The sequence below is a fragment of the Streptomyces viridiviolaceus genome (assembly GCF_014650995.1).
In the GTDB taxonomy this organism is placed as follows: Bacteria; Actinomycetota; Actinomycetes; order Streptomycetales; family Streptomycetaceae; genus Streptomyces; species Streptomyces viridiviolaceus.
Map to the genome: position 1 here is coordinate 212,103 of NZ_BMWA01000014.1, position 22,609 is coordinate 234,711.

The window sequence follows — 22,609 nt, forward strand, 5'->3', positions numbered from 1 at the left end:
TCACCCCGGGAGCCGCCCCGTGCTGCGCAGTTCCCAGCGTCGTTCGGCGTAGGCCAGGTCGTCCCGCCACAGACGGCCGGCCGTCCGGCGCATCAGGGGGCGCAGCACCGGGCCGGCGGCCCGTGCCAGTGCGAAACCCCTCCGGTCAGAAGCGGCGACGACCGCTTCGATCACGGCGGTCCGAGGTCGTTCGCCGGCCGCATCGCTGAGGGGCGTGGCATGGGTCTCCACCACGGATCCGGCTCCCTCGCCCTCGGTGATGCGCATGACGACCGTACGTGGCTCCGGCGCGGTGAACTCCGCCCGGACGGGCACCACCAGGCGACCGCCGACCCGGAAGGACACGTCGACGACGAACGCGTCGTCGCTCTCGCCCTTCGGGGACCGCGCCACGGTCAGGTCGACGAACGAGTACGGATGGAACCACGATCCGTGCCACGGGTCGAGCCGGTTGGCGACCACGTCCTGCGGCTCGCACCGCCCCACGGCCGTGAACACGGCGTCCACCCCACTGTCCGCCGCGGGACGCCTCGGCACCACCGGACGCTCGGAGGGTTCCTCGCCGCCGACCGCGTCCAGCCGGACCCACACCAGGACCCCGTCGTCATGGACGGGATACGGTTCCCAGCCGGCGAACGGAGCACCGTCCAGGGACAGTCCGTGCCAGTGGCACACCAGCGTGCCGCACACCACGCGGCTGTCCCGGAGGGGCGCACCGAGGTGCGGGCAGGCACCCGGACCGGCGTGCAGGCCGCCCGTGTCCGAGCGCCACACCACGACTTCGACGCCGCCGACCGTCCTGCCGTACGGAGGGCCACCGGCGCGCACGTCCCGGGAGGCGCCCACCACGAACCAGTTGCCGGAGGGACGTGCCGAGGCACGCTTCAGCGCCTCGGCGATCAGCGCAGGCCGAGCCTCACGCCAAGTGGGGGCCTGCGCCGCCCAGTCCGGGCGGCGACGTCGCCGCAAGGGCGGCGTCCAGCGGGCCCCGTCCGGTCGGTCGGTCACAGCACGGGTCCTCTCCACTGGGACGCGGCGCCGCCTCCCGACGGCGCCGGGCCCATGATGCGGGCGCGGCACCGCGCGCCGATGACGTGCGCGGCTCCGGCCGCGGCGGCAGCCGCACGACGGCCGCGTGACACCACCGCACGGTGGTGCAGCACGGTGTAGTCCTGGTCGGCGATCGCGTCGAGGATGCCGCCGTACAGGGTGAAGGCGGTGCGGATGCAAGGGCGTACCCGTGGGTCGAGCATGCCGATTCCCGGTTCCGCCGCCCGGTAGACGTCCCGCGTCATGGCCTCGGCGGCGACGAGCGCCGCGCGGATCCGCGGGTCCCGGCGCCCCGTGCGGCGGCTCCACTCCAGCAGCGGCCGGTCCACACCGTGGGCGGCCAGCAGGTCCGTCGGCAGGTAGACGCGGCCGCGGTCCAGGTCCTCGCCGACGTCCCGCAGGAAGTTGGTGAGCTGGAAGGCCACACCGAGGGCCGCCGCGTGCGGTGCGGCCTCCTCTCGGGGCACGACCGTGCCCAGCACCGGCAGCATCTGCAGTCCGATCACCGCGGCCGAGCCGTGCATGTAGGCCCGCAGGTCGGCGTAGGTCGGATAGTCCGTCACGGTCAGGTCGGCGCGCATCGAGGCCAGGAAGTCGGCGAACAGTGCGTGCTCGATGTCGTACCGGCCGGCGGTGTCGGCCACGGCCCGGACCACGGGATCGCCGCCGGAACCGCTGCGCAGCGCGTGTGCGAGATCGTTCGCCAGGCACCGCAGGAGCCGGTCACGCTCGTCGGGTGTGCGGTGCCGGTCGAGGTCGTCCACGATGTCGTCCGCCCAGCGGGCGAAGCCGTACAGCGCGTGCACGGCGGAGCGGCGCTCCACCGGCAGCAGGCGGGTGGCCAGGAAGTAGGTTCTGCCGTGGCGGGCGTTGAGTCGCCGGCAGCGGGCGTAGGCGGCGCGCAGCGCGGGGTCGGTGATCCCGGCAGCGTCCAGTTCACGACGGGTCATGGGCGTCCGCCGGGGTCGAAGAGGACGCGGCACCCGCGGCCGAAGGAACGGGCCGGGTGCGCGGGAAACGGCCTCCGGTGCCGCCGGTGATGCGGGCGGCCGCGAGTTTGCCGCTGATGAGCACGGTCGGCACGCCGACCCCGGGCGTGGTCCCGCACCCGGCCAGCACGACGTTGTCCAACCAGCCCACCAGGTTGCGCGGACGGAACGGACCGGTCTGGGCGAATGTGTGGGAGACCGAGAAGGGGGTGCCCGCCTCATGTCCTTGCTCCGTCCAGTCCAGCGGGGTCACCAGAAGCTCCTCCTGGACGCTGCTTCGGAACCCGTCGAGGCCCCGCCGTTCGAGTTCGGCGGCCAGGCTGTCGCGGTAGCGCGGACCGAGGTCCCGCCAGGCGGCGGCGGAGGGGCCGACGGTGGTGTTCGGGCAGGGAGCCAGCACGTAGTGGAGGTGCCGGCCCGGTGGCGCCAGGGCGGGATCGTGCGTCGTCGGTCGCGTGATCAGCAGGGACGGGTCGCTCATCAGCCGGCCCTCGTGGGTCAGTTCGTCGAAGGTGCGCTCCCATGCCGCACCGAAGGAGAGAGTGTGGTGGGCGAGGTCCGGCCAGGTGCGGTCGGTCCCCGCATGGAGGACCACGGCGGACGGGGAGTGACGCAGCCGCGCCGGACGACGGGGGGCGCGGCCCAGGAGACGGTGGGCGGCGGACAGTTCACAGCTCAGCACGACCGCGTCGCAAGGGATCCGCTCGCCCGACGCCAGGTGTACGGCCCGTACCCGTCCGGTCGACCGTTCCAGCGCGCTCGCGGCCTGCGACCACCGGAAGTCGGCACCCGCGCCGGCGGCTGCGTCGGCCATCGCGCGGGGCAGTGCGTGCATGCCGCCCTTCGGGAACCAGACTCCGGCCACGGTGTCCATGTAGGCGATCACCGCGTAGGCCGCGAGAGCGCGGGCGGGGGTCACTCCCGCGTACAGGGCCTGGAACGAGAACACCCGGCGCAGGCGGGCGTCGGACAGGAAACGGCCGATCCGGTGGTGCAGTCGGCCGAAACCGCCCAGCGCCGCCAGCCGAGCCAGATCAGGGTGCAGGAGCTGGAAGGGCGAGTCGAAGTTCGTGTCGATGAAGCGTCGCATCTGTGCCCGGTACAGCCGCTCCAGCCACTCCCGCAGCGCCCGGTAGCCCGCGGCCTCCGCCACTCCGGCGAACCTCCGCACCTCCGCCTCCATCGCCTCGCCGTCGGTGTGGACGTCGAGCCGGGTCCCGTCCGCGAAGCACGCCCGGTAGGCCGGGTGCAGGGCCACCAGCTCGACCCGGTCGGCGAGGCTCTCGCCGACGGCTGCGAACGCCTCGTCGGCCAAGTGCGGCATGGTCAGCACCGTGGGACCGGTGTCCACCTGGTACCCGCCCAGTTCCGTCCGGCCGGCTCGTCCGCCCGGGCCGGCGTCCCGTTCGACGACCGTGACCTGTCTGCCTGCGCCCAGCAGATGCAGGGCACAGGCGAGGCCGGACAGTCCGGCGCCCACGACGACGACATGGTCGGTCGGTCCCGACACCGTCCTCACAGGCCCTCCCCGGTGCGGTCCGGGACGACGCCCGACGCCCGTTCGACCATTACGGCGAACTCCTGTCGTCCTGCGCGACCGGCGCCGGTCCGCTGCGGCCGCGCCCTCATCCGGTCCACGCAGCCGTCCGACCGGAAGCCCGCGTCAGGGGCGAGCACACCGGCCGGTGTTTCCGACGCCCGGAAGCCGTGGCGAAGCATTGATGCGTCACGCACAACCCCTGCTCATTCGCACAGCTTCGGTGCCGGCAAGCCGACGGGACTGGTGACGAGGTCGGGCAACGCGCCGCACCGAGAGCCCGCCACGTTCTGCTGCACGTTGCTGCGCCGGTCGTCGGGCCCGTCGGCGTCGGCGTGGGCCGAGGCGCCAGGGGCGAGGACCGCGAGCAGGGCGGTGGTGCAAGCGGCCACGGCAACAGCGCGACAGCACATGAACTTTCCTTCCCCTCAGTGAGATGATCGGCATTCCTTGTATCCGAGCGCAGTCCTGGAAGGTGCCCCAGTGACGCCGACCGGGCCACTCCCGTCAGCCGGAAGAGGGATGCGAAGCGAGGGCGAGGGCCCGCTTCGTCGACGCCGCCCACCAGCGGCACCCGCGCCCGCATGCGGGCGCGACGACCACGGACTAGCGTGGAGAGAGGATGGCAGCCATCAGCGTGCACCGGGGAAGGTGACGCCAATGCCGGCAGAGCAGGGCGCCCCACTGACAGTCGCCACGGAACAGGCGATGGCGGACGAGCTTCGCAGCTGGCTCCGGGGCGAGGTGATCGACCGCGGGCACCCCCGCTACGACGAAGCCAGGGCCGTCTGGAACGGCCTGATCGACCGCCGGCCCGCTCTCGTCGCCCGGTGCGCCGGCACGGCGGACGTGGTGCAAGCGGTGCGGGTCGCGCGCGAGTACCGTCCGGCGGTCAGCATCCGCGGTGGCGGGCACCAGGTGGCGGGCAGCGCGGTCTGCGACGACGGTCTGGTGATCGACCTGTCGCGGATGAAGGGCGTGCACGTGGACCCTGCCGCCCGCACCGCGCGCGCCCAGGCCGGTGTGACCTGGGGCGAGCTCGATGCCGAGACCCAGTTGTTCGGACTGGCCACACCGGGCGGCGAGATCTCGGCCACCGGGATCGCGGGCCTCACGCTCGGCGGCGGATTCGGCTTCGTGATGCGGACGTTCGGTCTGAGTTGCGACAGCGTCCGCTCACTCGAGATCGTGACCGCGGACGGTGTCGTCCGCACGGTGAGCCGGGAGGAGGAGCCCGAACTCTTCTGGGCGGCTCGCGGCGGCGGCCGGGGACTCGGAGTCGTCACGTCCTTCGAGTTCGGTCTCCACCGGCTCGGCCCCGAGGTGGCAGGCGTGTTGGCCCTCCACCCGTACGAGCGTGCCGAGGAGGTGATGCGGGCTTGGCGCGACGCGACGTACACCGCGCCGGACACGGTCACGCCGGAACTCCTGCTGTGGAGCGTGCCCGCGGATCCCGCGATCCCTCAGGAACTGCACCGGTCGAACTGCGTGATGATCGGCGCGGTGTACGGGGGGCCGACGGGAGACGGTGCCGTCTCCGCGCTGGCCCCGCAACGCGAACTGGGGCCGCCGCTCGTCGACCTGAGCGGGACCCTGCCCTACGTCGCGTTGCAGAGCGCCAATACCTGGCGGTTTCCCGACGGCGAACGCTACTTCATGAAGTCGCACTTCGCGGACGAGCTGAGCGACGAGGCCATCCGGACGCTGGTCGACTGGTACTCCCGGCGACCGACTCCGGAAAGCCTGATCGTCGTCCGCACCCTGGGCGGCGCCGTGGCGCGCGTCGGCCCCGAGGACAGCGCGTTCGCGTATCGGTCCGCGCGCTACAACGTGAGCATCGACGCGGGCTGGCGGGATCCGGCCCTGGACGAGACCGCGATCGGGTGGGCTCGCTCGGCGTGGGACGCCATGAAGCCGTTCTCCAGCGGCGGGACGTACGTCAACTTCGCCGGGCTCGGCGAGGACGCGGGCGAGTTGCGGGGCGCGGTCTTCGGCCCGCACGAGGAACGACTGGAGCGCACCCGGGCCGTGTACGACCCGGAGGGCCTCTTCGCCATGGCCGCGCGCAGGCCGTGAGCAGGTGAACGGGTCCGCCGGACAGCGGTGCGGTCGCCGGACGTGGCCGACGGCTTACGGCTCCGTACCGGTGGCCGCGGCAGGTGTTTGCTTGCCGCGGTCGGCTTCGTCCTTCACGAGGAGGGAAAGCAGGGAAGCGACGGACAACCCGGCTTCGGCGGGATGCCGCAGCACTTTGTCCGGTTCGATGCGGTAGATGTTCGTGCGCCCTTCTCGGCTCCGCGAGAGGTAGCCGTCCTGCTCCAGATCGGCGATGATCCGCTGCACCGCGCGCTCGGTGAGCCTGCAATGGGCGGCGATGTCCCGGATACGTGCGTGGGAGTCGTCGGCGACGGCGGCCAGCACGCGGGCGTGATTGGTGATGAACGTCCATCCACTGTGGGGCTCGGGTGCTCCTTCCATGACGAGTGACTTTACCCGGGGCGCCTGGAGAGGGCTATAAACACGACATACTTTTCCTGTATCTTATGACGCGTTCTCGTGAGGGGTCGACCTGTGAGGAGGGCTGACGCATGCCTGGGAGGGATGCCGCGGTGCCGGAGCCGACCCCACACGCACGGCTGGAGCAGGTCGACGCAACGATCAGTCTCGGCGCGGAGCTGCCCTATGCCCTGAGCCTCGGCGTCCGTCATGAGGTGGACACCACCGTCGCCACGCTGCGGGGCGAGATCGACCGGGACGCCGAGCAGATACTCGAGCGCGCCCTGGGCGATCTCCTGCGGCATGCCGGACGAGGCGTCGACCTGGATCTCGAGGACGTCGCCTTCATGGACTGCTCCGGACTGAACGTCCTCCTCACACTGCGGCGGCGGGCACACCAGTGCGGCAAGACCGTCACGATCCGTGCCGCCGGCCCGGCCGTCGAACGGCTCCTGGAGCTGGCCGACGTCCGGTCACTGTTCGCACCACCCGTCAGCCTCCCCGGAACCAACCGGGACGCCGGCACCGGAAGCGAGGGTCCTCACCGCCCTCGGAGCTGAGCGGTCGTCGCCCCGGGCGGGTGAGCCGGGCACACGCGGCTCCTCGGGCGCCCTCGACGCCGGCTTCTGGAGCCGCGCTCGGATCCCTGACATGATCGATGGCGGCCGGGCTTCGAGACGACAGGCTGGAGCCGCCGATGGACGTGACCGGATCGGGACATGCCGAGAGGGTGTCCGCGCATGCCGCCGTAGGGGCACGGCTGTCCCTGCTCAGCGACCGCAGGCTCGCGCGGGCTGTGGCGGCCGCGCCGAGCCTGGGGTCCGGCATGGGCGGCAGGTCGGCGGAGATGGAAGTCGAGGGGGTCCGCGTCTTCGTCAAGCGGGTTCCGCTGACGGACCTCGAGCTGCAACCGGAGCATGTGCGGTCGACAGCCAACCTGTTCGGCCTTCCCCTCTTCTACCAGTACGGTGTGGGGTCGACGGGATTCGGCGCCTGGCGTGAGCTGGCCGCGCACATCATGGCCACGGGCTGGGTACTGGAGAACGAGTACGAGGGCTTCCCGCTGCTGTACCACTGGCGGGTCTTGCCGGACCGTGCTCCCACCGGCTTCGTCGACGTGTTCGGAGGCGTCGGACAAGCCGTCGCGCACTGGGAGGGCTCGCCGGCCGTGCGCCGCCGGCTGGAGGCGATCGGGAGGTCTTCCTCCAGCCTCGTACTCTTCCTGGAACATGTGCCTCGGACGCTCGCCGCCTGGCTCAGCGACGCCCGCTGCACGGCCCGTGCGGACGTAAGGGGCGAGTCGGCCTACCGATGGGCCGACGAAGCGCTGCTGCGGGGGACGGAGTTCATGAGTGCCCGCGGACTGGTCCACTTCGACGCGCACTTCGCCAACGTCCTCACCGACGGCCGCCGCATCTACTTCGCGGACTTCGGGCTCGCGCTGAGCCGCGCCTTCGACCTATCGGCGGAGGAGGACGCCTTCCTCACCGATCACCTCGTGTACGACCGCTCCTACGCGCCGAGCCACCTGTTGCGCCATCACCTGCCCGACGGCGTGCGCGGTGGCACCGAACTCGGGACCTTCCTGCGGGCATGGACCGACGGCCACCGACCTGACGGCGTTCCGCCCGACATCAGCGCGATCATCGACCGGCACGCTCCGCACGCGGTCATCCTGGATGACTTCCATCATCGACTGCTCACGCACAGCAAACGCACCCCCTTCCCCGCCGTCGCCCTCCGGCGGGCCTTGGCCGGTGCCTCGACGCCGACGCGGTGAGCCCGCACGGGGAAGCCGGCCCCGTCCCCGAGAAGCTTCGAGGAGGGGCCGGCGCCCTGTGGACCCGAGGACGGCTGCACACCCCGTCCGTCAGGACGCGGGTGCTCCGTAAACGCCCATCTCGTAGAGGGAGTAGCCCCAGGTGGTCTTCCGTGAGACGCCCTGCATGCGGACGTACTGCACCGTCTCCCCGGCGGTGAGCCGGATGACGTCGTTGCCGCAGCCGTCGGGGCGCTGGGTCGACGCCGTCCTCCAGTTCACCCCGTCCTGGGAGGTCTGGACGGTGTACTCCGTCGCGCAGGCGTTCTCCCAGGCCAGCGTCACGGCCGCGACCTTCGCCGGGGCGGCGAGCTTCACCTGCACCCACTCGTCGTCCGAATAGCCCGATGCCCAACGGGTGCCCATGCGGCCGTCGTTGACATACCGGGGTGCCAGCCTGTCGAGGTTCTGCTCCACGCTGGACGCCGTCGCCGTCCCCCTCAGGGCCAGGTTCTCGCCGCCGCCCGCGGCATCCCACAGCTCCAGCCGGACATCGGCCTGTACGAGGAAGGAGTCGAGCACCCCGTCACCGACCTTGGGTTGAACCCTGCCCCAGGAGTTGCGCGGCGGATCGACCCGCACGGCACGGGCCCGCTGCTGCAGGTCGTTCGATTCGGCCCGCAGTCGGTCCGAGGCTTCCCTGTCCCCCGCCTGCCGCGCCGCGAGCGCGTCGAGCATCGTCACCATCGCCTTGCCCCACAGTTCGGTGGCGTCCAGCCAGGGACCCGCGTCGTTCACGAATCCCTCCTGCACGGATCCGCCGCGGATGGTGGCCGGAGCCTGCTCGACGGCGGTCGCGTGAGCGCGCAGGGCCTCGACCGCCTCGGTGCGGCTCCCGTCGTCCCACGCCTCCCAGAAGCGCTCCACCCTCCGGGTGAGGTCGGGTGCCTGGGGCTGCCAGGGCGTGGCGCCGAAGGTCGGGGCCAGGTGTTCGAGGTCCCCGAGGACGAGCAGGGCGTCGGTGGCCTCGCGGTCGCCGCCGGCGAGGTGGGCCATGGCACGGGGCCAGCTCCTCCCCGCGTCGTACGCGCGGTCGTTCCAGGTGAAGTCCGCGACGCCGAACACGGCGACCTTGCTGGCGTACGGCTGGTTCATGGGGTTGGCCACGATGCCGGAGAGGTGGGCGGACAGGCCGGCCTCACGCTTGTCGTACGGCGCGAGCAGCAGCCGTCCGCTGGTGTTGCCGAAGTCGTTGACCGGGTAGTTGTCCCACACGAAGACCTTGCGGCCGAAGAGCCCCGACGCCTTGTCGGCCTCCTCATTGGTGATCTTCGGCGGCACGACGTCCGTGCCGGTCCACATCACCTCGACCGCCGGGTCCAAGGTCTCCCGCAGTGTCTGCTTGTAGGCCGTGTCGGTGAGGTCACCGTACTCGGTGGGCACCATCTGCAACGGCTGCGAACCCTCGTGCGTGGCGATGAAGGTGCGCTGCACGTCGTTGAGCAGGTCGACCTGTGCCCTCGCGGCCGCTCCACGGCCGGGCTCGCCGAACGCGGCCCTGTCGGCCTCGCAGTTCCAGCGCGTGTAGCTGATGTCGTCGAGCGGGATGGAGAAGGCGCGGGTCCCCAGGTCGTACAGGGCCTGGAGCTTGGCCTTGAGCGCCTTGCGGTCGGCGGCGTCGGAGTAGCAGATCGACTCCCCGGGGGAGACGGCGAAGGTGAAGCGGACATGGTTCGCCGTGGCCCGCCGGACCAGCTCGCCCAGCTCTGCCTGTTTGTCCGCCGGGTAGGGCTCACGCCACTTGCTCCGGTGGTACGGGTCGTCCTTGGGCGCGTAGATGTAGGTGTTGGCCTTGACGTCTCCGTAGAAGTCCATCTGGTCGAGGCGTTCGGCGTGCGTCCACGGTTGTCCGTAGAAGCCTTCGATGGTGCCCCGCAGCGGCATCGACGGGAAGTCGCTGACTCGCACGCCCGCCGCCTTCCAGCCCTGGCGACCGTCACGGACGAAGAGCTGACGCAGGGTCTGCACCGCGTAGAACTGGCCCGCGGCGTCCTTGCCACCGAGGACGATCTGCGCGCCCGGCCTGTCGCCCGAGACGCGCAGGGCGTAGCCCTCGGCGTGGTCCGGTACCGCTGTGTCTCCGAGTGCGGCCTCGACGTCGGGACGCGTGGCCGGGCCGAGCCGTACGGTAAGCAGGCCGGCCGCTGCCCGGGGGACCTGTCCGGGGGCGACGACGTCCACCCGGTGGGCCCCGTGTGCCGTCAACTCCCGGACGAGGCGGGCGCGGGCACCGGCGTCCGTGTCCTCGTCGGCCACGACGATCACCCGGCCGGTCACGACGGCGTCGCGGCCTGCGCGGGCGAGGGACTGCGGGGTCGGTGAGACCGGCGGCGGCGCGGACGCCGCGCGGGGAACGGTGTCCGCGACGGCGGCCGCCGGTCGCGCCTCCAGCGTCACAGTGCTTGCTAGTGCGAAGCATACGCCGGCCGTCAGGGCGATTCTCGCGCATCTTCCCATGAGCCCTCCCATCATGGTCTGGACCAATAAGTCGCCTTGTTCCGAAGATGATGCGGGCTGTGGCCTGGAGGTGTAAGGGGTATGGGGTCTAGACCTCTCGACCCTGATGCCTTTACTCTGGCCAACGCTCTCCGGTCGCCCTGTGACCGGACACGTCGTCACGGCCGGCCTGGAGCACCGGCACGCCGCCCTATGTCCTGCGGGGCTTCGCCGGCACGCACAGCCACGCGAGCACCGCGGCGGTCAGGTAGGCGAGTGCGCCGATGGCCATGCTGGTGCGCAGCCCGGTGCTGTAGTCGGTGGCTGTGGCCAGCAGGCTGCCGCCGAGCGCCACGCCGGCGGCGCTGCCGATCTGCCGGGTGGTGTTGAACAGCGCGGAGGCGGCCCCTGAGTACGCCGGGGGAGCGGCGCCCATCACGGAGGCGGTCGACCCGGTGAGGGCGAAGGAGGTGCCGAACCCGGCGGCCGCCATCGGGGCCACCAGCAGCGAGTAGGCGGGGTCGGCTCCCGCCGCGGCCCAGCCGGCCAGTCCCAGCGCCGCCAGCACCATGCCGGAGGTCACCAGGGGGCGATCGCCGGTGCGACGGGTCAGTCGCCCGGACAGGGCGGAGGCGAACATGGTCATCGCCACCGCCGGGAACAGCGCCAGACCGGTGTCGAGGGCGCTGAACCCGCGCTGGTGCTGGAAGTTCAGGCTGGCGGTGAACACCATGCCGTAGAAACCGAAGTTGAACAGCAGGCCGATGGCGGCTCCGCCGCTCATCGCGCGAGACCGCAGCAGGCTCAGCGGAAGCGCGGGAGACCGGGCCAGCCGCTCGCGCACCGTGAACGCCACGGCGGCCAGCACGGCCAGGCCCAGCCCGGAGAGGACGGCCGGATCGGACCAGCCTCGCCGTCCGGCCTCGTTGAGCGCCGCGGTCAGCAGCGCCACCGCAGCCACGACCGCGCACTGCGCGGGCCAGTCCAGGGCCCGGTCGGCGCGCCGGGGCGAGCGCGCGACGTGCCGCAACGTCAGCGCCATGCAGGCCGCACCGACGGGCAGGTTGATGAGGAACACCCAGCGCCAGCCCACCGTGGAGACGAGCAGCCCGCCCAGGAGCGGCCCGGCGGAAGCCGCGACGCCCGCCATCGAACCCCAGAGCCCGAAGGCCCGCGAGCGTGCGGCCTGCGCCGGGTAGGCCTGTTGGAGCAGGGCCAGCGAACCGGGCACGATCAGTGCCGCCCCCAGCCCTTCCACCAGTCGGGCCGCGACGAGGAAGGCGGCGCTCGGTGCGAGCGCGCACGCGGCCGAGGAAACCGTGAACACCGCCACGCCCGAGCAGAAGACTCGCCGGTTTCCCAGCCGGTCGCCCAGCGCGCCGCCGGTCAGCAGGAACCCGGCGAAGACAAGGGTGTAGCCGTCGGTGATCCACTGGATGCCGGTGAGCGAGGCCGACAGCTCCCGGCCGATCACCGGCACGGCGACGTTGATGACCGTCACATCCAGGATCACCATGAAATACCCGGCGCACACCGCCAGCAGCGGCGCCCAGGACCGCGGCTCGGGCTCGGGAGAAGGGTCGGACTCACCGCTGTCGGCGGACTCCGCGAACGCCACAGCCCCAACTCCGTCCCGTCCGCGATGGCTCCATGTCGAAGTCGACGATAAGGGACATACGGGGCGCGCGGCAGGAGCCATGCCCTCCTCTCGCTTCCGGCGAGGAGGAGGGCCGAGCGGGTTCATCATCCGAACGCGTGAGGGAAGCGTCGGCGTCATCAGGACCCTCTACGGCGCGCCCCGCCCGGATTCGACGGCACGCGTCGGGCTGTCCGGTGCATTCCCGGGCGTTCGTGTCGACGCGGCAACACCGAGGAAGGCCGCCGCGTCGACATACTCCGTTCCATGCGCGTACTGATTGTCACGGTGGGGACCTGGGGCGATGTGGCTCCCTACCTCGGTCTGGGACTGCGGCTGCAGGCAGCCGGTCACGAGGTGGCCCTGACCACCCATCTCCGGTTCGCCGAAGCCGTCCTGACGCACGGGCTGCACCACCACCCCCTCCCGGCCGATCCCTGGCATGAGATCAGGTCACCCCACGGCAGGCGACTCGCACGCGCCGCGACCGCACCGGTGAAGCTGGGCCGGGCGCTGCGGCACTTCCAGTCGTTCCTGCCCCGCCTGACGGACGGGGTCCTGGAAGCGGTGCGGCAGGGCGCGGACGTCCTGCTGGCCTCGTCCCTCGCCGACCCCCTGTGCAGACCCGTCGCCGAGGCCCTGCGCGTGCCCTGCCTGGGTGCCTACCTCCAGCCGACGGCACCCACCGGGGCGTTCGCACCGCTTGCCCTGAGCGGCTGCCGCTCCCTCGGGCCACGGGGCAACCTGCTCGCCGCCCACGCCCTGCGCTCGCTCACCAGCCATGCCTTTGCACCCGCCGTGACCAGGCTGCGCCGGCAGCTGGACCTGCCGCTGCGGCACCGGGGCGCCACCGGCCGTGCCCCGCGCAGCAAGGTGATCTACCACGGCTTCAGCCCCGTGGTGGTGCCGCGACCGCGTGACTGGCCCGCGGAACTGCAGGTGTGCGGCTACTGGTGGCCACCGAGGCCCACCGGATGGCGTCCCGACAGCCGGATCGTCGACTTCCTGCGGGCGGGCCCCGCGCCGGTGTTCATCAGTTTCGGCAGCTTCGCCGGCGCGGAGGCGACGGAACTGAGTGCTCTGGTCGCCGAGGCCCTGCGCACCGCGGGGATGCGCGGCATCGTGCAATCGGGCTGGAGCGGGCTGCACGTCGAGGGCGACGACATCCTCACCGTCTCCGAGGTGCCGCACGACTGGATCCTTCCTCGCACGGCCGCCGTTGTGCACCACGCGGGCGCGGGCACCACCGCAGCCGGCCTGCGTGCGGGAGTGCCGGCCGTACCCGTGCCCGGCCAGCTCGACCAGTACTTCTGGGCCGACCGGCTCGTCGCCATGGGAAGCGCGCCCACCTGTGTCCCGCACCAGCGGCTGACCGCTCCCCTCCTGGCCGACGCACTGCGCCGCGCCGTCGGCGACCCGTCCTACCGGGCTCGTACCGGCCGGATCGCCGACCGCCTCGCCACCGAGGACGGAGCGGCTCCCGTACTGGCCGCGCTGACCCGACTCGGCCCGTGACCCGGAGGATGTCACGTTCGCTCCGGCCGCGTGCTTCACGCCGGCCACCGCCCGGTCGGCCGCTGCCGGCGACGCCTCGCGGGAGTGGCCAGGTGCGCGCAAGAAGCGCAGGAGGCGCCGGAGTTCCGACGGAGGCTCCGCCCACCGGACTTTGAACTCATCGATGACAAAGTATGGACGCACTCGGGAGAAGTCGCCTAGCGTGTCGGCGAAACCGCAGGAGTACCGCCTCTGCGCGCACCCGCGAAGGGGCGTAGCTCGACCGGAGTGCGATCCGGCGGCCTCCGGTCCCGTTCTGGAGGACCGATGCATCAACGGCTGTTCCAGCGTGCCCGAAGACGGCTCATCCCCCTGCTCGTCGGAGCCTTCCTCACCGGCGGTGCGTGGGCGGCGCCACCACCCGCCGTCGCCCTCGACGACATCCCGCCCCAGGAACCGGGCGTCACCCTGCGGGTCTTCGACACCCAGGTCCCGCTCAGCAAGCTGTGCACGCTCAAGCCGGGCCAGACGCCCAACCACGACAAGCTGATGCCGGCCGTGGACTGGTCCGCGGCCGAGGACTTCGGCGGCTTCGCCGACAACTTCGTGGCCGAGGCCTCCGGATACCTCGTCGTCCCCAGCGAAGGGACGTACACCTTCCGGCTCACCAGCGATGACGGCTCGCGGCTCACCGTCGACGACCGGACGGTCATCGACCACGACGGACTGCACGCCGCCGAACCGAAGGACGGCACCGTCCAGCTCACCGCCGGATCACACCCGTTCCGCATCGACTACTTCGAGCGGACCGGCGAGCAGCGCCTCGTGCTGGAGTGGAAACCGCCGGGCGCGGACGGCTTCGGTGTCGTGCCGAGCGAGGCGCTGAGCACCGACGCCGGGGTCGTCCGGGTCACCGCCCCGGGACGCAAGGAGTGCGAGGGGGGTTCGGACAGTCCGGGCGACGGCCTTCCGCTGACCGGCGTACGCCCCGATCTCGACCTCACCGACCTGCGCCCGGACGGCTTCGAGCCTCAGGTCAGCGGCATGGACTGGCTGCCCGACGGACGCCTGGCGATCACCACCTGGGGCGGCTCCCAGAACACGGCCGGCGAGGTGTACGTCCTGGACAACGTGACCGGAGACACCAGTCGCCAGCAGGTGACGGTGAAGAAGGTGGCGAGCGGACTGCGCGAACCCATGGGCATCAAGTACGTGGACGGCTCGCTGTACGTCTCACAGAAGCACGAGCTGACCCAACTGGTCGACAAGGACCGGGACCTCGTCACCGACGAGTACCGTACGGTCGCCACGTGGCCGTACGGCGGCAACTTCCACGAGTTCGCCTTCGGGCTGCTCTACCGCGACGGCCACTTCTACGTGAACCTGTCCGTCGCGATCAACTACGGCGGGGCGACCACGACTCCCCAACCCGCGCCGGGCCGCGGCACCACGTACAAGATCAACAAGCGGACGGGCAAGATCCACCCGGTCGCGGGCGGACTGCGCACCCCGAACGGCATCGGCTGGGGCCCCGGCGGCGACATCTTCACCACCGACAACCAAGGAGGCTGGCTGCCCGCATCGAAGCTCGTCCAGATCAAGCAGGACCGCTTCTTCAACCACTACACGGAGCCCGCCGGTCCCTTCGACGACCGTCCGGTCACCCAGCCGGTGCTGTGGCTGCCCCAGAACGAGATCGCCAACTCTCCCAGCACACCGCTCTACTTGACCAAGGGCCGATTCGCCGGGCAGATGCTCATCGGTGACGTCACCTACGGCGGACTCCAACGCGCCTACCTGGAAAAGGTGAAGGGTCAGTACCAGGGTGCCGTGTTCCGCTACACCCAGGGACTCGAAGCCGGCGTCAACCGCATCACCATGGGCCCTGACGGTGCGATCTATGCGGGCGGACTCGGTGCCGACGGCAACTGGGGCCAGGAAGGAAAGCTGAAGTTCGGTCTGCAGAAGCTGACCCCCAACGGCGGCAACACCTTCGACATCCACCAGATGCGGGCCGTACCCGGCGGATTCGATCTGGAGTACACCCAACCGCTGTCGCAGGCCACCGCTGAGCAACTGGCCTCCCGCTACCAGGCCGAACAGTGGCGCTACACCCCGACGTCGGACTACGGCGGACCGAAGATCGCCGAGGAGCGCCTCACCGTTCGCTCGGCGACACTCGCCGACGACGGGCGCACGGTCCGGCTGCGGCTCGACGGGCTCAAGCCGGACCGCGTCGTGCACGTCCGTTCACCGCGGCCGTTCGCTTCCGCGTCCGGCGAGGCACTCTGGAGCACGGAGGCCTGGTACACGCTCAACGCGCTGCCGGGCAAGCAGCCGCCGCCCGCCACCCTGTACGAGGCCGAGGAGGCCCGGCTCACCGGGACGGCCGGTGTCAACACCGACCACTCCGGCTACTCGGGCAGCGGCTTCGTCGACCGCTACAACACCGAGGGCAAGGCCGCCACGACGTTCGACGTGACCGTCCCCGAGGCGGGCGACCACGACGTGAACCTGCGCTACTCCAACGGGCCCAACCCCTACCAGGGCACCAAGTCCCTCTCGCTGTACGTCAACGGGGAGAAACTGAGGCAGACGAAGCTCGCATCGACCGTCACCTGGGAAGCGTGGTCGACGCAGACCGAGCGCGTCCGTCTCCGCGCGGGGAAGAACACCATCGCGTACCGGTACGACCCCGGCGACTCCGGCCATGTCAATCTCGACCTGATCACCGTGCGCCCGCACGGCACCGGGGTCACCCTCTTCGACGGCACCGCCGACTCCCAGGACCAGTGGCAGCACACGGACGGCAGGCCCGTCGAGTGGCCACTGACCGCCGAGCAGTCCATGGAGGTGTGCTGTGGCGACATCCGCACCAAGGACGCCTACCAGGACTTCGAGCTGCACGTGGAGTTCCGGGTCCCGCTCCTGCCGGACGACGTGACCGGCCAGAACCGTGGCAACAGCGGCGTCTACCTGCAGGACCGCTACGAACTCCAGATCCTCGACTCGTACGGTGACCCCACTCTCGACACGAACGAGGCCGGGGCGATCTACCTGAAGAAGGCCCCGGACGTCAACGCGGCAACGGCGCCGGAGACCTGGCAGACATACGACATCACCTTCCGCGCGGCACGCTTCGACGACAGCGGCAAGAAGATCGCCGGTGCGCGGGTGACCGTGGTGTGGAACGGCCAGAAGATCCACGACGACGTCGAGATCGACGGCCCGACCGGCGCGGGCGCCCCGGAGGGACCGTCGGCCGGCGCCATCCGCCTCCAGGACCACGGAAACAAGGTGCGCTTCCGCGACATCCGGATCCAACCGCTGACGTAAGGCCGGCGGTGAGCTCCTGAGGAAGGGGGCGCGCCTGAGACACCGCAGGCGCGCCCCCTTCCCGCCCAGCCTCCGGCCCGGCACGGACCGCTCACCGTCGGCAACCCTCAGTCGGCCTCCCGGACCGCCCGGACCAGGACATCGGCTGCGAGGAGACCGAGGCTGTTGGAGGCTAGGGGGCTGTCGCCTGTGAGGAGCTTGCGGTCCTGGTGCGTCTTTCCGGTCATGTCATCGTTGAGCACATTCAGCCCTTGCTCTTTCAGCAGACCGGCGACGAGCCACGGCAGAGGACCGGGAAGATAGCCGATCTCGAGGTTGGGCCCCTCGTCGAGCGAGTCGGGGAAGACGCAGACGGAGTATCCCTTGAAGGGCGACTCCTCCTTGCCCGATGCGGCCGCGAGCAGCGAGGCCGGTCCGTGACACAAGGTGATGACGAACTTGTCGTTCGCCAGCGCCCAGTCAAGTGTCCCGGTCACCGCCTCACTGGTCGGCAGACCGACCACGGCCCCGTGCCCGCCCGGGATGAAGACGGCGATGTAGGGGGAACCCTCACCGAGATCATCGGCGACGACGTCGGAAAGATCCTTCGGCTGCTTGAGCTTCGGCTTGAGGGCTTCGTACGTTGCCAGGACAGCTTCGTCCTCTTGCGGCAGGGCCCACAGTTCGAGCTTCGCCGGGTAGCCCCCCACTGTGGCGACGTCGATGTCGAAGCCCGCCTCCATCAAGTGGTGAGCCGGCAGAAGCATCTCGACCGGATGGTTTCCGGTGGAGAACATCTTGCCGTTCTCCACCAGCACGTATCGCTCCGCAGCCGCGATCATGAGCACCTTCCATTTCCCCTGGGTGTAGGCGCCCTTGTGCTGCACTCCGTCGAAGTCGGTCTTCGGGGAGGTGTACTGACTCAAGGAGTAAGGCGAAGGGAAGTACGCGTTGTCCTCGGCCGGATCCGGTGTGGGGTCCCTGCTCAGATCGTCTGCGGCAGTTGACATGCTGACCACCTGATTTGGTGATGGCCTGAGAGTCTCGGCAGTGGCTCGAAAGGCCCACTGGCGGAGGAGAGCGAACGTGTCCGCCCCTGAGAGATGATCTACGACCATGGTAACGCGGGGGAGCCGGCGGGGCAGGTGGATCTCCACGCGCGGGCGTCCTCGGCAGGCTCGGCCCGGAAGTCCCTCATGTCATCACGCACGCCGCGGCGGGCTAGGCTCGGCACGTAACGATCTGCGAACCAGGAGAAGCCCATGTCCACGCCCACCGCTCCGGCCGACAACCACGTGGAAGTCGTCGATGTCCCCGAAGCATCCCGCTTCGAAATCCGTGTCGACGGCAAAACGGTGGGCCTGGCGGACTACCTGCGCACCGACCAGCTCGTCGTCTACCCCCACACAGAGGTCGACGAGGCCTACAACGGACTCGGGCTCGGTTCCACCCTCGCCCGCGCCGTCCTCGACGACGCCCGCCGTCGGGACCTGCCCGTACTGGCCACCTGCCCCTTCATCTCGGGGTGGATGATGCGCCATCCCGAGTATCGCGATCTCGCCTACCAGAACCGCAGCAAGGTCACGGACTGAGGTTCGCGCCGGGACCCTTGCCCTGGGCGGAGGGCGCCGATGGCCGTGACACAGGGTGTGCGCGGAAGGACACACGGTGTCCAGTGCCGGGTCCCGGAGCCCGTCGGCGCACTTGGTTGGCGGCCTGCCGCTTCGGGCACGCGACTGTTTCGCGGGCAATCCATCCGGCTCGGCAAGGGTTGATGACCACCCGCACCACGGCCTTCGACCCCACACGACAGCGCATCTCACCGGTCCGGGGACGGCATGTCGGCCTCCACGGCACCTGGCTGCCCCACCGAGGAGTGAGCACGCGGCCACCCATGGCCGCGCGGTTCATTCTTCGGGCGGGTGACGGGACTACGACGTCAGCGTTCAGCTGTGCAGGGCTGAACGCATGTGGCGATAACGGTCAAGGGTGCGGCGGCGCATCCAGAGTGCCCAGGAGCAGAACCCGATGACGCCGACTGCGAAGAGCAGAGGAAAGACCAAAGAGCCGTTCACCGCCCCGAGAGCGAGCATGCCGACGGCGATCAGCCCCATGAGGCCCAGCCAGTACGGCAGCCACCGGCCTCCACGCTCCATCCGTCCCAGTTGCTCGGCGACCAGTCGCCGCATGGTCGCCCGTTCCTCAGGTTGCTCCGGTACTTCCCGGTGCCGGATCTTGCGCTGCAACTCGGCCACCGTGCGCGGGCCGGTGCCGGCTGCCCGCGCCGCCCTGCGACGCTGCATCGCCACGAACGTGATGGCGATCGCGGAGTAGAACGCTCCCTGTATCACCCACCAGACCGGATGCTCGTCACGGCGGAACAGGGCGGCGATACCCACACCCAACGGGAAGATGACCACGGCCTGAGCGGTGAGACTGCGATCGAGTCGGCCTTTCAAGGCGCGCACGGTATCTGTCTCCTCGGAGATCGACGCGATGTAGTTGTCACCATCCGGTTACCCCGCTCAGCGCGTCGTACGTCCCTGCTCCCGGCGGCCACCGAAGTCCGCCCCGGTCGACTGCCGCGAGCGCCGCGCGGTCGAGTGCGGCATCAACCGCCCGAAGAGTGGCCGTGACCGGCACACCGCACTCGCCCGCCGGCCGCGGGCGGGCACCGCATCGCTGTCACGCGTCGAGCGCCCGGGGCCGGACGGGCAGATGGACCGCAGCGTCCGGGCCGATGCGTGCTGCCACCATCTGCTGGAAGTGGGCACTTTGGGAAGGGTCCTCGTGGTCGCAGCCAAGGGCGCATTCGATCAGTCCGAGAGACGCCTGGGCGGCCGCGATGCGGGAGCGAAGCACCTCGGCCTCTTCGAGCAGGATGTCCCTGCGCGTGGCGGGATCGGCGGCAGCGACCAGAGAGCGGATGGTGCCGAGGGAAAGCCCTGCTTCCTTGGCGCGCAGGACGACGGCGACACGTGTGAGGTCGGCGGTCCCGTAGCGGCGGCGGCCGGCGGCGTCGCGGGCGGGCGTGAGCAGCCCCATCGCCTCCCAGTGGCGCAAGACGTGCGTGGCCAGACCGAAGCGTTCGGCGAGGGCACCGATGCTCATGGAAGCGTGCTCGCCGCCAACGGGTGCCCTGTGCTCGCTTGACTTCATGCCGACATTAAGTCGCAGCCTGGCGCCCATGAACAGGGAAACGGAACAGACTCGCCGGCCGATGGACGACCTCATCGCGCGGCTCGACGCGGCCGACCGACTTCCGGGCGCCGACGAACTGCGCTCGCGGTCCTACGACTTGCTCGGCGCAGGGCCCGGAGCGTCGGCGGTGGACGTCGGCTGTGGCGCCGGACGAGCCGTGGCGGAACTGACCGAGCGAGGGGTGAAGGCGGTCGGCGTGGACCCGAGCGAGCGGATGATCGCGGTCGCCCGCGGCCGATGGCCCGGGGCGGACTTCCGGATCGCGGGGGCGTACGACCTGCCACTGGCGGACGCCTCGGTGGACGGCTACCGAGCCGACAAGGTGTCCACGAACTGGCCGAACCGGAGCGGGCGTTGACAGAAGCCCGCAGGGTCCTCGCTCCCGGCGGGCGGATAACGCTGGTCGGCCAGGACTGGGACACCATCGTCATCGACTCCGACGATCCGACCCTCACCCGCACCATCGTGCACGCCCGCGCAGACCTGACCGCCGGCCCGCGCACCGCCCGCCGGTACCGCAGCCTGCTCCTGGATGCCGGCTTCGACGACGTGGCAGTCGAGGTGCACACCGGTGTGTTCACCGGCCCGGCGATGTCGGCCTTGCTCGCCGGACTGGCCGAAGGAGCCTGCTCCACCGGCGCCGTCACACGCGAGCAGGCGGACAGCTGGATCGCTGAGCAGCGGGCACGGGGTGCGGCCGACCGGCTCTTCCTGGCGCTGCCGATGTTCATGGCCGCGGCGACGGCACCACGGTGAGGCGGCACGCAAGGTGCGAATGGCCGACGTGACTTCGATCGAGCCGGTCGTCGCCGGGACGGCACGATCACCTGCCTCGGCACCGACGGCGTCACGCCTGCCATGCACCCCCCATCGTGCGGACCGCCGCCGAATGCGCCCGCTGTGATCATGGGATGATCGAGGCGTGACCGATCCGACACCGCAAGACATCGCCCGCCGCACCTCCTTCGCGGTCGACGCGGCCGTGGGGGCAGGGCGCGATCTCGGACTCACCGTGACGGATGCCAAGGTGCTGCACGACCTGTTCTCCGTCGTGGTCCACCTTGCTCCCTCACCGGTCGTGGTCCGGATCCCCACCGTCCTGCCGCCCGAGACAGGGCTCGACTCCCTGGCCGCCGTCAGCAGGCGGAACTGGACGTGACACGGTGGCTCGCAGACCGGGGAACCCCCGTGATCCCTCCGAGCGCCCTCGTGCCACGGACACCAGTTCGGCGCGACGGGTTCTCGATGACCTTCTGGCAGTTCGTCGAGGAGGACCGGGACAAGGAGCCCGACTACGCCGTGAACGCGGACATCACCGCCGACCTGCACGCAGCGATGCGCGCGTACCCGGGCCGGCTGTCCTTCCTGTCCGCAGCCGAACCACAGTTCATCGCTGAGAGCCTGACTCGGCTCGAGCAGCGCCCCGACCTCGTCCGCCCGGCCGATCTGGACCGGGCACGCCGCGAGTGGCAGGTCCTCGAACCTCTCGTGTGCTCGCGCACGGCGTTCGAAGCCAGGTTCCCGGGGACCGATCTCCAGCCCATCCACGGCGATTCTCCGCCCGCGAACATCTTCTCCGGGGTGGAGGGGGACCTCTATGCCGACTTCGAGCTGGTCACCTTGGGGCCCGTCGAGTGGGACCTGGCCGCGCTCGGGCCCGCCCTCGAATCCGCCTACAACGACGGTGCGCAACGCAATGGCATGAGGCCGTTGAACGAGCGCGTCATGCGCTTCGTGAACGCCGTGGGGATGCTGCGGGTCGTCGCCTCTCTCACACTCGTGCCGCAACTGCCCCAGCTTTTCGACTACTTGAAGCCCGCTGTCGACCAATGGCAGACGATGCCTTTCGCCGGCGGCGTGGCCGACTGACACCGACGAGCGACGGCCGGTGGAAGGACCCCCGTCCGTTCAGGCCGGCGGGCATCTCTCGGCCGGCATCCGGGTCGCCCTCCGCGCTCGTCGCCGGCTCACCCGGCCCGCCCTGATTCCACCTCGCCCTGCGTGCCGTACCAACGCCACTCGGTGAGGCGCGGGCGGCCGGGGAGGGCGGTGCGTCCAGTCGCCCACAGAAGGGTCTCCCAGGCGTCGGAGGTGACGACGACGTGGGGAAAGAGCTTCGCCAGGACCCGTGCGCACAACTCCTTCGGCGGTGACCACTTCAGGTCGAGCCCCTGGGTGATGTCATGGGTGTGCACGAGGGTCTCCACCACGGCCATCGCGGCGAAGCCCTCAGGATCCGAGGGCCCGAAGACGTGGTAGGCGACCGTGTCCGAGGGGGCTGTGCGCAGGACGGACGCGAGCAGGCCGCCACACGCCTCCAGGACGGTCAGCAGACCCTCGAGGCCCGAGGACGGCTCGACGAAGATGACGTTAGCGGGCCCACCGCTCCGGTCGCTGCTCGTGCGGAACGGCAGCACCGCGGACACCGGAGGCTTCGCGAGCCCGAACCTCGCGGCGTAGGTGAACAGGTCGTCGGCCAGGTGCTCGAGCGTCTCCCGGCACGTCCACTCCAGCGTTCCGGCCTTGGCCTCCAACTCGTCGGGGTCCGCTTGCCGTAGAGCGTCGACGGCCAGCGTGACGACCCGACGCACGTCCTCTCCGTCGACTGCGGTGGGTGCTCCGTGCATGCGGAGGAT

General features: G+C 70.7%; 19 protein-coding genes and 1 pseudogene. 9 read left to right on the plus strand and 11 right to left on the minus strand.

Going from position 1 to position 22,609, the window contains the following annotated elements; all coding sequences use genetic code 11:
- From IE260_RS22140 to IE260_RS22155, 4 genes are all read right to left on the minus strand, one after another.
- Complete coding sequence (locus IE260_RS22140) at window positions 1–1,008, minus strand: DUF5914 domain-containing protein (protein ID WP_229881036.1); 1,008 nt, start codon at window positions 1,006–1,008, stop codon at window positions 1–3.
- Entirely contained in the window at window positions 1,005–2,000 is a 996-nt protein-coding gene (locus IE260_RS22145) for a phytoene/squalene synthase family protein (protein WP_189874510.1), read from the minus strand. Before IE260_RS22145 ends, IE260_RS22140 begins: the two co-directional genes overlap by 4 nt.
- A complete protein-coding gene (gene crtI / locus IE260_RS22150; RefSeq protein WP_189874512.1) occupies window positions 1,987–3,558 on the minus strand; it encodes a phytoene desaturase family protein in 1,572 nt (523 codons plus the stop codon). The genes IE260_RS22145 and crtI overlap by 14 nt, the downstream gene beginning before the upstream one ends.
- A gap of 224 nt (window positions 3,559–3,782) precedes the next feature.
- Window positions 3,783–3,968 carry a hypothetical protein gene (locus tag IE260_RS22155; protein WP_189874514.1) on the minus strand — a complete coding sequence of 62 codons (186 nt, stop codon included), beginning with the start codon at window positions 3,966–3,968 and terminating at the stop codon, window positions 3,783–3,785.
- Window positions 3,969–4,236: 268 nt separating this feature from the next.
- Between IE260_RS22155 and IE260_RS22160 the strand changes: the two genes are divergently transcribed.
- Window positions 4,237–5,652 carry an FAD-binding oxidoreductase gene (locus IE260_RS22160; protein ID WP_229881038.1) on the plus strand — a complete coding sequence of 472 codons (1,416 nt, stop codon included), beginning with the start codon at window positions 4,237–4,239 and terminating at the stop codon, window positions 5,650–5,652.
- A 54-nt stretch (window positions 5,653–5,706) separates the two neighbouring features.
- Here IE260_RS22160 and IE260_RS22165 read toward each other — a convergent pair whose 3' ends face one another.
- Window positions 5,707–6,054 carry a helix-turn-helix transcriptional regulator gene (locus IE260_RS22165; RefSeq protein ID WP_189874516.1) on the minus strand — a complete coding sequence of 116 codons (348 nt, stop codon included), beginning with the start codon at window positions 6,052–6,054 and terminating at the stop codon, window positions 5,707–5,709.
- A gap of 110 nt (window positions 6,055–6,164) precedes the next feature.
- On the opposite strand from IE260_RS22165, the gene IE260_RS22170 reads away from it, so the two are divergent.
- Together IE260_RS22170 and IE260_RS22175 are read left to right on the plus strand one after the other, a co-directional pair.
- Entirely contained in the window at window positions 6,165–6,632 is a 468-nt protein-coding gene (locus IE260_RS22170) for an STAS domain-containing protein (RefSeq protein ID WP_189874519.1), read from the plus strand.
- Window positions 6,633–6,769: 137 nt separating this feature from the next.
- The gene (locus IE260_RS22175) at window positions 6,770–7,852 is read left to right on the plus strand and encodes a protein kinase family protein (RefSeq protein WP_189874521.1); all 1,083 of its coding nucleotides are present in this window, start codon (window positions 6,770–6,772) and stop codon (window positions 7,850–7,852) included.
- Window positions 7,853–7,942: 90 nt separating this feature from the next.
- Here the strand turns inward: IE260_RS22175 and IE260_RS22180 are convergent, their stop codons facing one another.
- Together IE260_RS22180 and IE260_RS22185 are read right to left on the minus strand one after the other, a co-directional pair.
- Window positions 7,943–10,360 carry a glycoside hydrolase family 84 protein gene (locus IE260_RS22180; RefSeq protein WP_373303383.1) on the minus strand — a complete coding sequence of 806 codons (2,418 nt, stop codon included), beginning with the start codon at window positions 10,358–10,360 and terminating at the stop codon, window positions 7,943–7,945.
- 178 nt (window positions 10,361–10,538) lie between these two features.
- Complete coding sequence (locus tag IE260_RS22185; protein WP_189874523.1) at window positions 10,539–11,945, minus strand: MFS transporter; 1,407 nt, start codon at window positions 11,943–11,945, stop codon at window positions 10,539–10,541.
- 285 nt (window positions 11,946–12,230) lie between these two features.
- On the opposite strand from IE260_RS22185, the gene IE260_RS22190 reads away from it, so the two are divergent.
- Entirely contained in the window at window positions 12,231–13,478 is a 1,248-nt protein-coding gene (locus tag IE260_RS22190; RefSeq protein ID WP_189874525.1) for a glycosyltransferase, read from the plus strand.
- A 306-nt stretch (window positions 13,479–13,784) separates the two neighbouring features.
- Complete coding sequence (locus IE260_RS22195; RefSeq protein WP_189874527.1) at window positions 13,785–16,793, plus strand: 3-keto-alpha-glucoside-1,2-lyase-like domain-containing protein; 3,009 nt, start codon at window positions 13,785–13,787, stop codon at window positions 16,791–16,793.
- A 107-nt stretch (window positions 16,794–16,900) separates the two neighbouring features.
- Here the strand turns inward: IE260_RS22195 and hchA are convergent, their stop codons facing one another.
- Complete coding sequence (hchA, locus tag IE260_RS22200; RefSeq protein WP_189874529.1) at window positions 16,901–17,782, minus strand: glyoxalase III HchA; 882 nt, start codon at window positions 17,780–17,782, stop codon at window positions 16,901–16,903.
- A 252-nt stretch (window positions 17,783–18,034) separates the two neighbouring features.
- On the opposite strand from hchA, the gene IE260_RS22205 reads away from it, so the two are divergent.
- Entirely contained in the window at window positions 18,035–18,364 is a 330-nt protein-coding gene (locus tag IE260_RS22205; RefSeq protein WP_189874531.1) for a GNAT family N-acetyltransferase, read from the plus strand.
- A gap of 354 nt (window positions 18,365–18,718) precedes the next feature.
- On the opposite strand, the gene IE260_RS22210 is transcribed toward IE260_RS22205, so the two are convergent.
- Both IE260_RS22210 and IE260_RS22215 read right to left on the minus strand, forming a co-directional pair.
- Window positions 18,719–19,240: a hypothetical protein gene (locus IE260_RS22210; RefSeq protein WP_189874533.1), complete on the minus strand. Its 522-nt coding sequence runs from the start codon at window positions 19,238–19,240 to the stop codon at window positions 18,719–18,721.
- 217 nt (window positions 19,241–19,457) lie between these two features.
- Window positions 19,458–19,883, minus strand: a complete 426-nt coding sequence (locus IE260_RS22215) for a MerR family transcriptional regulator (protein ID WP_229881041.1) — start codon at window positions 19,881–19,883, stop codon at window positions 19,458–19,460.
- Window positions 19,884–19,959: 76 nt separating this feature from the next.
- Here IE260_RS22215 and IE260_RS43085 point away from each other — a divergent pair.
- From IE260_RS43085 to IE260_RS22225, 3 genes and pseudogenes are all read left to right on the plus strand, one after another.
- Window positions 19,960–20,729: pseudogene (locus IE260_RS43085) on the plus strand (methyltransferase domain-containing protein).
- 166 nt (window positions 20,730–20,895) lie between these two features.
- Window positions 20,896–21,132, plus strand: coding sequence for a hypothetical protein (locus IE260_RS41765; protein ID WP_229881044.1), 237 nt, complete (start codon window positions 20,896–20,898; stop codon window positions 21,130–21,132).
- A gap of 86 nt (window positions 21,133–21,218) precedes the next feature.
- Window positions 21,219–21,842, plus strand: a complete 624-nt coding sequence (locus tag IE260_RS22225; RefSeq protein WP_373303380.1) for a hypothetical protein — start codon at window positions 21,219–21,221, stop codon at window positions 21,840–21,842.
- 98 nt (window positions 21,843–21,940) lie between these two features.
- On the opposite strand, the gene IE260_RS22230 is transcribed toward IE260_RS22225, so the two are convergent.
- Window positions 21,941–22,600: a maleylpyruvate isomerase N-terminal domain-containing protein gene (locus tag IE260_RS22230; RefSeq protein ID WP_189874537.1), complete on the minus strand. Its 660-nt coding sequence runs from the start codon at window positions 22,598–22,600 to the stop codon at window positions 21,941–21,943.
- Window positions 22,601–22,609 lie beyond the last annotated feature (9 nt).

Coding starts and splice junctions, on each gene's coding strand:
- IE260_RS22160 (WP_229881038.1), top strand. CDS start 4,237: ATGCCGGCAGAGCAGGGCGCCCCACTGACAGTCGCCACGGAACAGGCG.
- IE260_RS22195 (WP_189874527.1), top strand. CDS start 13,785: ATGCATCAACGGCTGTTCCAGCGTGCCCGAAGACGGCTCATCCCCCTG.
- IE260_RS22170 (WP_189874519.1), top strand. CDS start 6,165: ATGCCTGGGAGGGATGCCGCGGTGCCGGAGCCGACCCCACACGCACGG.
- IE260_RS22215 (WP_229881041.1), bottom strand. CDS start 19,883: ATGAGCATCGGTGCCCTCGCCGAACGCTTCGGTCTGGCCACGCACGTC.
- IE260_RS22225 (WP_373303380.1), top strand. CDS start 21,219: ATGACCTTCTGGCAGTTCGTCGAGGAGGACCGGGACAAGGAGCCCGAC.
- IE260_RS22205 (WP_189874531.1), top strand. CDS start 18,035: ATGTCCACGCCCACCGCTCCGGCCGACAACCACGTGGAAGTCGTCGAT.
- IE260_RS22230 (WP_189874537.1), bottom strand. CDS start 22,600: ATGCACGGAGCACCCACCGCAGTCGACGGAGAGGACGTGCGTCGGGTC.
- IE260_RS22145 (WP_189874510.1), bottom strand. CDS start 2,000: ATGACCCGTCGTGAACTGGACGCTGCCGGGATCACCGACCCCGCGCTG.
- hchA (WP_189874529.1), bottom strand. CDS start 17,782: ATGTCAACTGCCGCAGACGATCTGAGCAGGGACCCCACACCGGATCCG.
- IE260_RS22165 (WP_189874516.1), bottom strand. CDS start 6,054: ATGGAAGGAGCACCCGAGCCCCACAGTGGATGGACGTTCATCACCAAT.
- IE260_RS22190 (WP_189874525.1), top strand. CDS start 12,231: ATGCGCGTACTGATTGTCACGGTGGGGACCTGGGGCGATGTGGCTCCC.
- IE260_RS22180 (WP_373303383.1), bottom strand. CDS start 10,360: ATGGGAGGGCTCATGGGAAGATGCGCGAGAATCGCCCTGACGGCCGGC.
- IE260_RS22175 (WP_189874521.1), top strand. CDS start 6,770: ATGGACGTGACCGGATCGGGACATGCCGAGAGGGTGTCCGCGCATGCC.